We start from the raw sequence: 13,599 nt of genomic DNA, 5'->3' as shown, positions 1-13,599 counted from the left end.
ATTAATCTTGGCAGATTGCAGGACTTTTTAAATTTATATTTGTTGCCTCTTTAAAAATAATGAATCGGAGTCAACACAAAATTGGTAGGAGTTTTTGGAGGAGGACAATATATCCGGGAATCCTGGCTCGTCGCGGAGATTTTTAAATATTACGGAATGCTCATCACATGTCATACAGAACTGTAAGCGAGTTTGTCTGCGGAGCAGCCGCAGAGGAATTCTGACTTCGAAGTTCAGGAACTGAGACAGAAGAGTCCCGTCAAAGATAAAATCAGAAGATGTATCTGCAGACCAGTCACAGGGAAAAGTATGAGTCTTCAGTAAACCGTGCAGCCGGACATAAAGTGCAGAAGGATCTGGAAATCTTCTGTTGAATTTTACAGCACCTGTAAGTTTTAACTTGTTGTCTGAAATTTCAGCATGAAATAATTTCAGAAGGTAGGAGGAGGCAGGATAAAGCTTTAAACAGTCATACTGGAAAAAAATATCGTTGCTACAGTGTTTCAGGCTGCCTTTGCCGTGTTTGAGAGATATAATATAATCTTTTTGTTCGCGGGAAAGATTTCTCTGCTGTAGAATGATCTTATCATCAATGGATCGGAGAATTTCTCTCAGAAGCGTTCGGAATTCTTCATGTTCATCTGGTGACAGGATGGATGCAGGTATTTCAGGCACACCAAAACGACTCTGAAGATCATACATGACATTATATTGTACAAAAAGCGGAATCGAACCATATTTCTGTCTGGCAGTCTGAAGAGCCCACAGAAGATAGCCTTTCAGGCAGTCCAGATACCATTCTTTGTGCAGTTTTGTTCCGTTCAGGGCAGAATTCTGTGTGTTTCGGAAACGATAATAATAGCAGCCGGAAGGAACGATTCCATAGTATGGGTGTTCCAGAAGAAGCTGCATGATTACCTTCGCATCTTCTGCATAGCGAAGTGAAGTGTCGAAGGAATGTTCATTAAGTACTTCGCGTTTTATAAAAGAAGAGGCAATAGACATCTGTACATAAGAATACTGGGTATTCAGATTTATGATCTGGTTTTTGCCGTCTTTGTATTTGTAATTCAGCCGATGAGCAGTTTCTTTTTTTTCAAAAAATTGGATAGGAACAGATACAAGGCTGATCTGATCATCGACTGTGGAAAAAAAGTGATATACTGCAGACAGGGTGCCGGGAGAAAGTTTATCATCTCCATCCAGAAAATTCAGGTACCTTCCGGATGCAAGGGCAATTCCGGCGTTTCTGGCAGAGGCGGCCCCTCCGTTTGGCTTGTGCAGTACTTTGATATTATCCGGGTATAAAGCCTGATAGTGATCGCAGATTTTACCGGAAGAATCAGTGGATCCATCATCAACAAGAATTAATTCAACAGAATCCTTAAAACCAATATCCTGGCAGAGGATGCTTTCGATGGCTTCAGACAGATAGGAAGCCACATTATATACAGCGGTGATGACAGAAAATTTAAAAGAATATGTTTCAGATTTATGGTTCATAATACGATCTCCTCGTTTAAGATATCTGTATCATATCATAAAATGTTGAAATGAACCGGAAAATTATAAAAACATAAAAGATATTTAATATTGTTCAGAGATTCATAAATAAATTGTAAAATGTATACAGTCTATGTTATACTATATACACCTATATATAGAAAAAGCAAGGAGAGATCTATGAAGGACGAGGAGGAAAGGGATAATAAACGAGATATTTCCGTTATTATTCCTGTTTATAATGTCGAAAAATATATTGATCAGTGTCTGGACAGTCTTCAGGCACAGAGCTTTGACAATTTTGAAGTAATCTGTGTAGATGATGGTTCGCTGGATCACACAGTCGACAGAATCCGGGAACATATGAAGACAGATCCGAGGATCAGACTGATAGAGATGCCGCATTGTGGCCTGGCGGGAGTTATGCGCAACGAGGGAATTAAGCGGGCAGAGGGGAAATATTGTCTGTTCCTTGACGGAGATGATTTTTTTGAGAGAGATATGCTGAAGAAGACCTTTGAAAAGGCTGAAGAAGATCAGGCAGATATTTGTCTCTTTGATGCCAGACTTTATAATGAGAGAACAAAGGTATATAAAGAGATTGATTACATTATCCAGAAAGATTATCTTCCGGAAAGTATTCCGTTTAAGGGCAGAAGTTTTCCTTATATTTTGAATATCACCACAGGATGTCCGTGGAATAAACTGATCAGGAAGAGTCTGATCGATGAATATCAGCTTCAGTTTATGCCGCTGCATAGAAGCAATGATGTTTATTTTATCTTTATGGCATTGGCACTTGCAGAAAAGATTACAGTCGTGCAGGAGGTGTTTGTAAATTATCGGCAGTCGGGGAGCAGTCTTCAGGCAAATAATGTCAAAAGTCCCTGGGACTGGTATGAGGCATTAAAGGCATTGAAGCTTAAATTCGAAGAACTGCAGATTTACGAAGAACTGCGAAGCAGCTTTCGGAACCTTGCGTTTGGTGTCGGAATCTATAATCTGTGCTCCCTGAAATCAGGGGAAGCCTTCTGTAATGTGTATGAACGGATGAAGCAGGAATTTTTTGAGGAGTTTGATCTGACAGATTTCAAAGAAGAAGAGTGCTACTCCTATAACAGCAAAAAATACGAAATCTATCGGAATATGATGCAATGTACAGCAGGAGAATATCTGTTTCTGGAGGTTCAGAAACTAAAACAGGAAAAATCATACTGGGTAACCAGAGCCAAAAACGCTGAAAAAGAAAATAAAAGTAAAAATCCGAAAGAAAGACTATCCTCACTGGCACATAAAGCGATGAGAAAATTCGGACGATAAGAATGCTTTTGTTCTCGAAATAAATATAATGTGATATTATGGTGAGACTGAGAACAGAGATTGTAAAAAATGAATGTTTGGAGGAAGGAAAATGGCAGTAAAAGTATCGGTGATCATTCCGGTATACAATGTAGAGAAATATCTTCGGGAATGTATAGACAGCATTCTGAATCAGACACTTCGAGATCTGGAACTTATCTGTGTAGACGACGGGTCGACAGATGGATCGCTGGAAATCCTGCATGAATATGAGAAAGCGGATAGCAGAGTCAAGGTGCTTACACAGCACAATATGGGGGCAGGCGCAGCAAGAAATAAGGGACTGGCAATCGCAACCGGAGAGTATCTTTCATTTCTTGATTCGGATGATTTCTTTGCGTCAGGACTTCTCGAGGAGAGTTACAGAAGGTGTCAGGAAACAAGGGCAGAAATCTGCATATATCAGATTATGCGTTATAATGATACAACGCATGAGACATATTTTGACAAGGGATCTTTCCGGAAAGAAAATGCTCCCCGCAAGGAGGTTTTTTCTTACAAAGATATGCCGGAGCATATTCTTGATTCCTTTCAGAACTGGGCATGGAACAAACTTATCAGTCATGATCTGGTAAAACGGAATGGAATCAAATTCCAGGAAATTTTCAGAACAAATGATCTGTTCTTTGTTGCGTCCTGTATGATGCTGGCAGAGAGAATTACGCTTCTTGAGAAAAAACTGGTATATTATCGTATAGGAATCAAAAACAACTGTCAGTCTACAAATTACAGATTTCCACTGGATTTCCTTAAGGCGTTTTATGCAGTGCGTCAGTTCCTTGAAGAGCATGGAATGTATGCGGAGGTAGAACGAAGTTTTGTGAACAAGGCTGCATCCGGATGTGTATATAATCTGGCTTCCATCAAAGATCCAGAGGCCAGAGAATTATTATATAATGAACTGAAAGAAACTGGTTTTGAGAAGCTTGGAATTAAAGGTAAAGAAAAAAGTTATTTTTACGATGAAAAAATATATAAAAAATATCAGGAGATTTGTATGAACAGTTTTGAAGAATTTGAGATTAAGAATGGTTCCAAACCGGAAAAGAGAAAATATTTACAGAAGAAATTCCTTGTAAAAACAGAAAATCCTAAAGTTTCTATTATCGTGCCTATATACAATGTGGAAGATTACCTTGAAGAATGCATGGAAAGCATAGTAAGACAGACTCTGGAAGATATTGAGATCATCTGCATCAACGATGGTTCAACAGACAGTTCCATGGAGATTCTCAGCAGATATGCAGACAATGATCCGCGTATCATTGTTGTTGACAAGAAAAATGAAGGTTATGGGATTGGAATGAACATTGGTCTGGAACGTGCAACCGGTGAATATGTAGGTATTGTCGAGCCGGATGATTATGTTCCGCTTGATATGTATGAAGATCTGTATCTTAAAGCAAAAGAATATGAGCTTGATTTTGTAAAGGCAGACTTCTTCCGTTTCAAGACAGCTCCAAATGGAAATATGGAACTTGTGTACAATCATTTGACAGGAACAAAAGAGGATTATAATGTTGTATTTAATCCAAGCAATACACCGGAAGCTCTTCGTTATGTCATGAATACATGGAGTGGTATCTACAAAAATGATTTCCTGCGAAAATACAATATCCGTCATCATGAGACACCAGGAGCTTCTTTCCAGGATAATGGCTTCTGGATCCAGACATTCTGCTTTGCTTCAAGAGCTATGATCCTGGACAAGCCGTATTATATGAATCGAAGAGACAACCCGAATTCCTCCGTAAACAGTCCGGAAAAGGTATATTGTATGAATGAGGAATACAAATATATTAAGGGAATTCTGAGCAAAGATCCTGAATTGTGGGACAGATTCAAATACCATTATACATTAAAGAAATTCCAGAACTATATCTTCACATTAAACAGAATCAATGTTCGTTTCAAAAAACAGTACGTGCAGGATATCTGTGATGAACTGACAGAGGCTGAGAAAATCGGTGAACTCGACAGAGATATTTTTGCGAAGGCAGACAGAGAAAAACTGGACTTGCTCCTCGCAGACCCGGAAGTTTTCTATATGACATATTGTTCAAATACAAATGTTAAAATGAAAAAGCGTGTAGAAGAACTGGAAAGTTCAACAACCTGGAAGGTAGGAAAGGCGATCATGTATCTTCCAAGACAGGTTAAGATCAGATTAAAGAAGAATAAGAAATAATTATTTCCTGTATTCGGGAGATGGCAGATGTAATATGCAGATGCAAAAGGTGTCTGCATTATAAATTTCACAGGAGGATTGGTTTCATGAACAAACATTACGATTATCTGGTAGTAGGAGCAGGCCTTTATGGTGCTGTATTTGCACATGAAGCGAAAAAAGCGGGCAGATCAGTACTTGTTATCGACAAGCGTCCAAACATTGCCGGAAATGTATATACAGAAGACATGGAGAAGATTCATGTGCATAAATATGGTGCACATATCTTTCATACCAACAACAAAAAAGTATGGGATTATATCACACAGTTTGCGGAGTTTAATCGTTTTACAAACAGCCCGGTAGCGAATTATCATGGAGAACTGTATTCCCTTCCGTTTAATATGTATACCTTTAATAAAATGTGGGGTGTGGTGACACCACAGGAGGCAGCTGCCAAGATTGAAGAGCAGAAGCGTGAAGCAGGTATCACAGAGCCAAAGAACCTCGAGGAACAGGCTGTTTCCCTTGTGGGAAGAGATATCTTCGAAAAACTGATCAAAGGATATACAGAGAAGCAGTGGGGAAGAAGCTGTCAGGAGCTTCCGGCCTTTATCATCAAGAGACTGCCGGTGCGTCTGACCTTTGATAACAATTATTTTAACGCATTGTATCAGGGAATTCCGATGGGTGGATATACGAAGATGGTTGCGAATATGCTGGAGGGCATTGAAGTCCGTCTGGAGGAAGACTATCTTGAGAAAAAGGATGAGTGGGATGCACTTGCCGATAAGGTGGTTTACACAGGACCGATCGATGCATACTTTGACTATCAGATGGGATATCTGGAATACCGTTCTGTACGATTTGAGACAGAACTTCTTGATACACCGAATTTCCAGGGAAATGCAGCAGTCAATTACACGGATGCAGAAACTCCGTGGACCAGGATCATTGAACATAAATGGTTTGAATTCGGCAAGGATGATGAGGGACAGGATATTCCGAAAACAGTGATCAGCCGGGAGTACAGTTCTGAATGGAAACCGGGAGATGAACCGTATTATCCGGTAAATGACGAGAAAAACGGAACATTGTATGAGAAATACAGAGGTCTTGCTGCGAAGGAAGAGAAGGTAATCTTTGGCGGTCGTCTGGGCGAATACAAATATTATGATATGGATGCGGTGATTGCCTCTGCACTTGCGATGTGTGAGAATGAACTCTGATCAGATTGCGGCAATGGAGTGAACAGTAATAAAATGTGACAAAAATATGAAATTCTAATGAAAATTATATTGCAACCATTCCGGAAAGCTGTTATAGTAAAACTCGTAAATAAAGGAAGACTATGATTTTTTATGGATGAAACATAAGTAAGGAGTTTTTTTATGAGAAAAGCCACGATGAACAGGTGGAAAGGAATTGTTTTTTTAACGTTGTTGTTCGGAATTTTGTTTCTGGCAGGCAGCAGACCGATGTCAGTCGAGGCTGCCAACACGAAGAAATGCAAGGTTGTCTTTGCAAATTCCAATGGTGTAGTTTCCAATGATACGTTCCGTAAATGGGCCAAAACCGTAGACAAGGGAAGTTATATAGAACTTCCTAAGGTAACACGTTCTGGTTATAAATGCGTGTGGGTGGAGAAAAACGGAAACAAAGAATTGAAGTATTCTGTTGGAAGACGCGTTAAGATCACCAAAAACACAAAGTTCTGTCTGCGTTATTATAAGCTTTATACAGTACGGTATTATACCATGAATGGAAACAAGGAGTATGTCAGTCTTCGGGAACAGGCATATAAGGGGCAGATACTGTCAGCACCTTTGTATCCAAATGCAGTCGGATATAAATTCCTCGGCTGGAGTACATCCGTGAATGGAAAGAAAGTCATAAAAGAGGGAGATAACATACGTGTAACCGGCAATATGAAATTTTATATTGTCGGAAAGAAAATCTCCGGGGTTAATCTGCGTAAATATGATGGAACGATGTGGAAGGTTATGGATACCAGTTCCGGAAATGCAACTTTCCCGGCAGTGAACCTTAACAGTGCGAATATGTGTCTGGGCTGGTCACGTACGAAAGGAAAGACAACAGATCCTGAATATAAGGCAGGAGATAAGATTCCTACCAAAACAGGAAATTATTATATGGTTATATTTTCCGTGAAACAGGATCGGGCACCGTCCTCTATCAGAAAACCAACGAAACATGAGATGGTTTATTTTGTAGGCGACTCAAGAACTGTTTTTATGGAGAGGGCTCTGGGAAATTCTGCTCCTTCAAATGTAGATTTTGTATGCGAAACCGGTCAGGGACTCACCTGGTTCAAAGAAACAGGATACAGAGAACTGGTACGTAAACTGGCCAGACAGTCCAGAAATACCAGGAAAGCAGTAATCATAAATCTTGGAGTCAATGATCTGCAGAATATTAACGGATATGTGAGCTACATGAAAGCCGTGGCAACTAATCTGAAGAAGAACTATAACTGTGAGATGTATTATCTGTCAGTGAATCCGGTAAACAGTGCTGTGATCAGAGCAAATGCAGGATATGTGCGGACAGAAGCACAGATTGCTTCTTTTAATAAGACAATCTATCAGAAGTTGTGTAATGGCAGCAAACGTTCTTTCACTTACATTAATACCTGTACAAATCTGCAGAAATATGGATGGATCAGCAACCGCTTTAATACAGGCGTGAATGACGGACTTCATTATTCGACGGAAACAACTCTTCGTATTTATGACTATTGTATCAGGAAATTAAATTCCTGATCTATCATTGAAATCAGAGAGGAATCTTATAACATGAGACGAGTAATCACATACGGAACTTTTGATCTGCTTCATTATGGACATATTAATCTTCTGCGTCGTGCCAGACAGCTTGGAGATTATCTGATCGTTGGTCTTTCTACAGACGAGTTCAACTGGAACGAAAAGCAGAAGAAATGTTATTTTTCCTACGAAAAACGAAAACAGCTTCTGGAGGCAATTCGATATGTGGATCTTGTGATTCCGGAAGAAAACTGGGAGCAGAAGCGTTCCGATGTAAAAGAATATCATGTAGATACGTTTGTCATGGGAGATGACTGGGAAGGAAAGTTTGATTTTCTTAAGGAAGAAGGCTGTGAGGTTGTTTATCTGCCGCGTACGCCTGAGATTTCCAGCTCTCAGATCAAAGAGGATCTTCATACAATCGAAAAACAGAAATAATGACTGGCCGGGGATCATACCCCGGTCAGTTCTTTTAAAGAATGAAACTCATAACCCATTTCTTCCCATTTGGTAAGAAGTTCATCCAGAATTTCGGCATTGGTGGAAGAAGTGTTGTGAAGGAGGACAATTGCTCCGGGATGAATGCGTGTCAGCAGTTTCTGAAAAGCTTCTTCTCTGGAGGGCTGCTGATCCTGGATCCAGTCGACATAGGCAAGACTCCAGAAAAAGGTGGAGTATCCCAGTTCTTTTGCCATCGAGAGGTTTTCTGTGTTGTAGATACCGCGTGGAGGACGGTAAAATTTTGTCATAGCCTCCCCGGTCAGCGAGGTATATAATTCTTCCACATCCTGAAGTTCTTTTTGGAAAGCGTCCATTGAGGAAATCTGTGGCAGATCGGGATGTGTCATAGTGTGATTCCCTATGATGTGATCGTCTGCCAGGATACGTCTGATCAGATCAGGATTATCTTTTATAAAATTGCCGACTACAAAAAAGACAGCAGGTGCCTGATGCTTCTTCAGTGCATCAAGGATTGCCGGAGTATTTCCGTTTTCGTATCCGGCATCAAAGGTCAGATAAATGATTTTCTGGTCTGTATCACTGGCATAGTAGGCATTGTACTGTTTAAGATCATCGATGGAGGCGTTTCCGGCAGGACGTTTCCCCTCCTCCTGAAAGCTTAATCCCCAGCCCGTGGACTGAGCAGCAGAAGAAGTTTTTTGGGAACGGGGAATTTGCCCGGTGAAAACACCCAGCATACTGCCAAGAATAAAGGCAGTGACCATCAGAAGAAGAAAGCGAAGAAAAAAGGAGTTTTTCAGGCGGCGAAGGAAACGAGAAACATAAGATAGCATGGAAATCTCCGGCGGACTTTTGATTTAATATATGCGCAAGGGCAAAAAAATAGAGCCATCAGATGAATGATTTAATCTGGTGGCTCTTTTACTGTTCATTGTCCAATGGAACGTACCTCCTGTTTTTTTATAAAACTTCTGGAATTGTTATAAGATTATGTTTCTGGTGGTCCGTACCTCACTTTCTTAAATTATGATGTATTAAGATTTACGTTTCTGGTGGTCTGTACCTTCCTTTCTTAAAATAGGATAATTCATTTAAGTTTTCGGTGGTCTCACGCCTTTCTGTTTGTTTTTTGTTTTCGTTCCTTTGTTTTATGTACTTAATATAACAGATAAAACTTGAAATGTCAACAATAAAAAATAAAAATTTTAAATAAAATATTTTGTATACTGCAAATAATAAAAATAAAATACAATTATCAGAAAATATACAAGGAATAAAACAGGATGGCTCCTGCATAGAAACAGAAGTCTGAGGGAAAACTATCCGTATCATTTAATGAAGGAGGTATTCTCATGCTGCGTTATTTACCTGTACGCAGGATTCATGCAAGACAGATTCTGGATTCCAGAGGAGTTCCTACCGTAGAGGTGGAGGTCACTGTAGGAGAGGGAATCATTGGAATTGAGGGATATACGGCGAGGGCGATCGTGCCTTCCGGGGCATCGACGGGAAGGTTTGAAGCAATAGAACTTCGGGATGGAGAAAAAGGCTGCTATCTTGGCCTTGGCGTACAAAAAGCAGTGGAAAATGTAAATACAAGACTTGCAGAAGTGATTGTAGGAGAAAATGCACTGGATCAGGTGCGAATCGATGAACTTCTGATACGGGCAGATGGAACAGAAAATAAAGCAAGTACAGGAGCCAATGCTGTACTGGGAGTATCCATGGCAATTGCAAGAGCGGCGGCAATGGCGTTGAGGATTCCTTTGTATCAATATCTGGGAGGCTGTCATACGAAAAAACTCCCTGTTCCTATGATGAATATTATGAATGGGGGAAAACACGCGGATAATACCGTCGATCTGCAGGAATTTATGATTATGCCCTGTGGTGCCGGAAGCTTTGAGGACGGGATCCGAATGTGTGTGGAAATCTATCAGTTTCTGAAAATCCTTCTTCGAGAAAAGGGATTTTCTACAGCAGTCGGAGATGAAGGCGGTTTTGCACCGGACCTTAAAGACTCCGAAGAGGTTCTGAGAATGATTGTGGAAGCGGTTGAAAAAGCCGGATATGAACCGGGAAAGGATATTTTTATCGCTATAGATGCAGCTGCAAGTGAACTGTACGATGAAGAGTTGGGAGTATACCGTTTCCCGGGTGAAAGCAAGATGAAAGACAGGGAGATCCTCAGGGATGCGAAAGAAATGATAGAGTATTATGAGAAACTGTTGGAGAAATTTCCGCTCATATCTATCGAGGACGGTCTTCAGGAAGATGACTGGGAAGGATGGAAGACAATGACAGAGCGTCTTGGTTCCAGAATCCAGCTTGTAGGGGACGACCTTTTTGTGACAAATGTCAAGAGACTTGCCTGTGGAATCAGGCTTCAGGCGGCGAATGCGATTCTGATCAAGGTAAATCAGATCGGAACATTAAGCGAAGCGATCGATGCTGTCAAAATGGCTCAGCAGGCGGGGTATCGGACGATCATCTCACATCGATCCGGAGAAACCGAAGATTCGTTTATCGCGGATCTTGCGGTGGCAGTCGGAGCAGGACAGATCAAAACCGGTGCACCATGCCGGTCGGACAGGAATGCAAAATATAATCAGCTTCTCAGGATCAGTGAGATGCTTGCGGAAACTGCGGTTTATGAAAATCCATTTCCAAAAGAGAAATCAGAAAGCTGAAATGGACATTACAGGGATCAGATTGTAACTGTTCACAGGCAGAGCTGCTGTGAACGGAGTGAACAGTAACATCCGATTCTGTCTGCAGAGCACAGAAAAGCAGAGAGAATCGGATTTTTTGCCCTGAAACTTATTCGAAAACGGTTGAAATTCAAAGGGCAGTATGGTACAATATTTTGCAGTTGATTAGGAGGTGTAACCGAGGTGCAGATTTTAAGAACGATACTGACTATTATTTTTGCTATAGATTGTATTGCACTGACTGTTGTTGTCCTGATGCAGGAAGGCAAGCAGCAGGGTCTGGGTGGAACAATTTCCGGTGCCGCAGATACATACTGGGGAAGAAACAAGGGACGTTCCATGGAAGGCGGACTTGTGAGAGCAACTACGATCATGGCAGTGTTATTTTTTATACTGGCAGCTGTTTTAAATATGAATTTTTAGAAATCAAAGGAAACACTCTTGTATAAATTACAAGAGTGCTTTTTTTTCATAATAGAGGAGCACATAAGTGGGCAGAAAGAAAATCTGGGAAAAGAAAAAGAAATTTTCCAAACAAAAAAAGACAGACAAGAATAAATTTAAATTAAAGAAAAGAGATCTCAGAGAACTTGAAAAGAAAGGTCTGGTTAAAGAGGGAATGTTCATCGGCAACCAGAAGGGCTTCGGCTTTGTAGAGCTTGAGGATGAAGAGGATGATATCTTTATACCGGCAAATGCGGTGGGAACTGCTATGCACCAGGATACGGTGCGGGTTCTTGTGAAGGAAAAAAACGGCGGAGGGAAGCGTCATGAAGGCAAAATTATTGAAATCCTGGAGCGTGGCACGACAGAGGTCGTCGGTACCTTCCAGAGAGAACGGGATTATGGATTTGTGCTCTGTGATAATCAGAAATATGCAAAGGATATCTATATCGCGGCCAAGAACTCAAAGGGAGTCCGTGACGGAGATAAGGTTGTTGCGGAAATCATTGATTACGGTGATGAGAGGCACAAGCCGGAGGGCAGGATCAAGGAGGATATGGGAAGTATCAATGCTCCGGGAACGGACATCCTGGCAATCGTAAAGAGCTTTAATATTCCGTCTGAATTTCCACCGAAGGTGATCACACAGGCACAGCGCGTACCGGATCACGTACTCGATGCTGACCGGGATGGCAGAACCGATCTTACACATCTCCAGACAGTAACCATTGACGGAGAGGATGCAAAGGATCTTGACGATGCGATTTCTCTTTCAAAAGAAGGGGATATTTATCATCTCGGAGTCCACATTGCAGATGTAAGCAATTATGTTCAGGGAGGAAGCGCACTGGACAGAGAGGCTCTTAAGAGAGGAACCAGTGTCTATCTTGCAGACCGCGTGATCCCGATGCTTCCTGAGAGACTGTCCAATGGCATTTGTTCTCTGAACCAAGGAGAAGACAGACTGACTTTAAGCTGTCTTATGGATATTGACAGGAGCGGACAGGTGGTTTCGCACGAAATCTTAGAAACGATCATCCGTGTAGACCGCAGGATGAGCTACACACAGGTTCGCTGTATTTTAGAGGATGGAGATACAGAGACAAAGCGTGAATATGAAGAATTTGTACCGATGTTTTTCCTGATGAAAGAGCTTTCAGAACTTCTCAGGAGCCGGAGACATCACAGAGGTTCGATCGACTTTGATTTCCCGGAGAGCAAGATCACGCTTAATGGTGCGGGCAGGGCAATCGATGTGCAGCCGTATGAAGCAAATGTGGCGACAGAGATTATAGAGGATTTTATGCTGATGGCCAATGAAACAGTAGCTAAGGAGTACTGTCAGGGTGACTACCCTTTTGTATATCGTACGCATGAAACACCGGATCCTGAGCGTGTGGAAAGCCTTCTGACACTTCTTCGAAATCAGGGTGTTTCGGTACAGAAGGCAGGGGAAGAAATCACCCCAAAGGAAATCCAGGAGATTCTGGAAAGCATCCATGGTCTTCCGAATGAAACCATGATCAGCAGACTGACTCTTCGAACAATGAAGCAGGCAAAATATACGACGCAGTGCAGCGGACATTTTGGTCTTGCAGCGAAATACTACTGTCATTTTACATCTCCGATCAGAAGATATCCGGATTTACAGATTCACCGTATCATTCGTGATAATATAAGGGGAAGACTTCAGAGAGAGGGAAAGACAGAGCATTACAGGGAAATACTTGAGACCGTTGCCGAACAGTCCAGCGTATGTGAGAGAAGAGCACAGGAGGCAGAGCGGGAGTCAGACCGCCTCAAGAAAGCGGAATATATGTCCTACCATCTCGGGGAAGAATACGAAGGTATTATCTCAGGAGTAACCGCTTATGGCTTCTATGTGGAGCTTCCGAATACAGTTGAGGGACTGGTTCATGTGACAAGTCTTAGAGATGATTATTATTCCTATAATGAAGAGACATATGAGTTAAGCGGAGAATTAAGCAAAAAGGTCTATCATCTTGGACAGAAGGTCAGAGTTCGGGTGGCCGATGCAGATGCTCTGAGAAGAACGGTAGATTTTACCGTTGTCGAGTAAAGGAGGATGATATAAGTAACTAAATATATTGCAAAAAGATGTTAAATGTGTTTAAATATACTTATGGAGGTATATTATGAACACATC

10 protein-coding genes are annotated in these 13,599 nt (G+C 41.3%); 8 read left to right on the top strand and 2 right to left on the bottom strand.

Annotated features, from left to right (window positions below):
- Positions 1-33 precede the first annotated feature (33 nt).
- Positions 34-1,503: a glycosyltransferase family 2 protein gene (locus LIR34_RS03080; protein ID WP_173901927.1), complete on the bottom strand. Its 1,470-nt coding sequence runs from the start codon at positions 1,501-1,503 to the stop codon at positions 34-36.
- Positions 1,504-1,683: 180 nt separating this feature from the next.
- Between LIR34_RS03080 and LIR34_RS03075 the strand changes: the two genes are divergently transcribed.
- The 5 genes from LIR34_RS03075 to tagD all read left to right on the top strand — a co-directional run bounded on the left by LIR34_RS03075 (position 1,684) and on the right by tagD (position 8,253).
- The gene (locus tag LIR34_RS03075; RefSeq protein ID WP_173901928.1) at positions 1,684-2,823 is read left to right on the top strand and encodes a glycosyltransferase family 2 protein; all 1,140 of its coding nucleotides are present in this window, start codon (positions 1,684-1,686) and stop codon (positions 2,821-2,823) included.
- A gap of 91 nt (positions 2,824-2,914) precedes the next feature.
- Positions 2,915-5,050 carry a glycosyltransferase gene (locus LIR34_RS03070; RefSeq protein WP_173901929.1) on the top strand — a complete coding sequence of 712 codons (2,136 nt, stop codon included), beginning with the start codon at positions 2,915-2,917 and terminating at the stop codon, positions 5,048-5,050.
- A gap of 86 nt (positions 5,051-5,136) precedes the next feature.
- Positions 5,137-6,258, top strand: coding sequence for a UDP-galactopyranose mutase (gene glf, locus LIR34_RS03065; RefSeq protein ID WP_161284511.1), 1,122 nt, complete (start codon positions 5,137-5,139; stop codon positions 6,256-6,258).
- Between the two features lie 162 nt (positions 6,259-6,420).
- On the top strand, positions 6,421-7,812 hold the full coding sequence (locus LIR34_RS03060; protein WP_173901930.1) for an InlB B-repeat-containing protein: 1,392 nt from the start codon (positions 6,421-6,423) through the stop codon (positions 7,810-7,812).
- A 33-nt stretch (positions 7,813-7,845) separates the two neighbouring features.
- Positions 7,846-8,253, top strand: a complete 408-nt coding sequence (gene tagD / locus LIR34_RS03055) for a glycerol-3-phosphate cytidylyltransferase (RefSeq protein WP_161284509.1) — start codon at positions 7,846-7,848, stop codon at positions 8,251-8,253.
- Between the two features lie 14 nt (positions 8,254-8,267).
- On the opposite strand, the gene LIR34_RS03050 is transcribed toward tagD, so the two are convergent.
- Positions 8,268-9,110 (bottom strand): polysaccharide deacetylase family protein, encoded by an 843-nt coding sequence (locus LIR34_RS03050; RefSeq protein WP_330603594.1) that lies wholly within the window; start codon positions 9,108-9,110, stop codon positions 8,268-8,270.
- A gap of 519 nt (positions 9,111-9,629) precedes the next feature.
- Between LIR34_RS03050 and eno the strand changes: the two genes are divergently transcribed.
- The 3 genes from eno (at position 9,630) to rnr (ending at position 13,512) form a co-directional block, all read left to right on the top strand.
- Positions 9,630-10,967, top strand: coding sequence for a phosphopyruvate hydratase (gene eno, locus LIR34_RS03045; protein ID WP_173901931.1), 1,338 nt, complete (start codon positions 9,630-9,632; stop codon positions 10,965-10,967).
- A 204-nt stretch (positions 10,968-11,171) separates the two neighbouring features.
- On the top strand, positions 11,172-11,411 hold the full coding sequence (gene secG, locus LIR34_RS03040) for a preprotein translocase subunit SecG (RefSeq protein WP_161284506.1): 240 nt from the start codon (positions 11,172-11,174) through the stop codon (positions 11,409-11,411).
- A 67-nt stretch (positions 11,412-11,478) separates the two neighbouring features.
- Positions 11,479-13,512, top strand: coding sequence for a ribonuclease R (rnr, locus tag LIR34_RS03035; RefSeq protein WP_173901932.1), 2,034 nt, complete (start codon positions 11,479-11,481; stop codon positions 13,510-13,512).
- Positions 13,513-13,599: the final 87 nt, after the last annotated feature.

Source organism: Blautia sp. MSK17_66, assembly GCF_020538025.1.
In the GTDB taxonomy this organism is placed as follows: Bacteria; Bacillota; Clostridia; order Lachnospirales; family Lachnospiraceae; genus Blautia_A.
Note: the sequence above shows the minus strand (reverse complement) of the source record. Positions and strands in the feature narration are given on the sequence as shown.